Source organism: Cyclobacterium sp. 1_MG-2023 (genome assembly GCF_030546805.1).
Lineage (GTDB): Bacteria > Bacteroidota > Bacteroidia > Cytophagales > Cyclobacteriaceae > Cyclobacterium.
In genome coordinates this window covers 1-1,855 of record NZ_JAUOPC010000047.1, presented here as the reverse complement: position 1 = coordinate 1,855, position 1,855 = coordinate 1, and the positions used below count along the sequence as shown (strand labels likewise).

General features: G+C 41.5%; 1 protein-coding gene. It reads left to right on the top strand.

What is annotated here, in order from left to right; genetic code table 11:
• Positions 1–507 precede the first annotated feature (507 nt).
• Positions 508–1,758, top strand: a complete 1,251-nt coding sequence (gene ltrA, locus Q4534_RS24020; protein WP_303615704.1) for a group II intron reverse transcriptase/maturase — start codon at positions 508–510, stop codon at positions 1,756–1,758.
• The last annotated feature ends 97 nt before the right edge of the window (positions 1,759–1,855 follow it).

Genomic DNA, 1,855 nt, shown 5'->3' with positions numbered 1-1,855 from the left:
GTTTATAAGATGGTGGAACCGACCCACCGGTGTTGTCCTACAGGGGAGAGCATCAAACCACCATAAGGTGCTTTGGTAAAGAGTCAAGGTATTGAGCGTTATGGAAAAGGCCACGTCAAGAGCGTGGTCAGGTAAGGATAAACCTGCCTACCGGAAGGCAGGGGAGATGAATGCAAATGAACCTCTGATGAAGTGTCGAGAAAGTGCTACATTCTGTCAAAAGTGTTTGAAGTATGACAAACATTACGAGTTCAGTGGTTACCTGTTTATTGACTGGACGGCAGGCGTCATTTAGGAGGCATGACCTTTATTCGGGCTTATTTACGGAACTCGGGAACCTGGATCAAGATGCAAAGTGAAACGCACAATAAGATCAACTTAGAGGCAGAATAGCGATGTTTGGTTCAGGGACGGACCAATCCGTAGTAGTGTTGAAATTTCTGTAATAGAAACGGAGCGAAGGGATTGGCTTATACAGTTTTCATCAGTTTTACAACTCGCAAGAGGATGATTGAATTAGAGAAGACAAAATCAGTACCTATTACCAAAGAAATGGTATGGGAAGCTTACCTACAGGTAAAGCGGAAAGGGAAGAGTGCAGGAGTGGATGAACTAAGTATGTCAGTGTATGATATGCAAAGACATCGGCACTTGTATAAAGTCTGGAATCGCTTGGCTTCGGGTAGTTATTTTCCACCAGCAGTCCTACAAGTTGAGATTCCCAAGAAGAATGGATCTATGCGTCAATTGGGGATTCCAACGATCAGCGATAGGGTAGCTCAAACGGTCATTAAGAATCAGATAGAGGTAAGATTGGAAAAGATCTTTCATCCGGATTCCTACGGTTATCGTCCAAAACGGAGTGCCCATCAGGCGCTAGAACAGGTTCGAAATAACTGCTGGAAGTATGATTGGGTGATAGACTTAGACATCAAGAATTTCTTTGATGAAATAGACCATGTTAAGTTGCTCAAAGCGCTGAACAAACATGTGGAAGAAAAGTGGATATTCGAGTACATCAAAAGATGGCTCAATGCTCCATTGCAAACCAAAGAAGGTGAAGTTATAGCAAGAACAAAAGGCACACCGCAAGGAGGAGTGATCAGTCCACTTTTGGCCAATTTGTATTTGCACTATACCTTGGACGTTTGGCTTAAGACAATTGATTCTTCTATTAAATTTGTACGCTATGCGGATGATATTATCATTCATTGCCTGACAAAAACTCAGGCAGAAAAGAGCCTACAGAAAATAAAAGAAAGAGTGGAAGATTGTGGATTGAGATTGCATCCTGATAAGACGAAAATCGTGTATTGCAAAGATTTCAAAAGGCGACAAAAGTATAGGGAAGTACAATTTGACTTTCTCGGTTATACATTCCAGCCGCGTACTTCAAAATCCAAGAAAACAAAGAAACTGTTTCTAGGATTTGATTGTGCTATGAGCATCCAGTCAAGGTCACGAATATTCGACCAACTCAGGAAGATGGAAATCCCAAGAATTCAATGTGACAGTATTGTAGGTATTGCCCATCATTTAAACCCAAAACTTAGGGGATGGATCCGTTACTTTGGTAAATACCGTGGCTACAGTCTATCGAAAGTGTTTTATATATTGCGTATAAAACTAATAAGATGGGCAAGGTATCGCTACAAAAGGTATAGAAACAACCTTACAAAAGCTTATAAATGGTTGGACAGGGTTCGGATTCAATATCCAAGTCTGTTTTATCACTGGCATGTAGGGTATTCTAATTAGGGATTAAAGATTGTATAAGAAGAGCCGTATGATGGGAGACTATCACGTACGGTTCTGTGAGAGGCTCGGGGCGAAATTCCCCTTGCCTACTCGACAC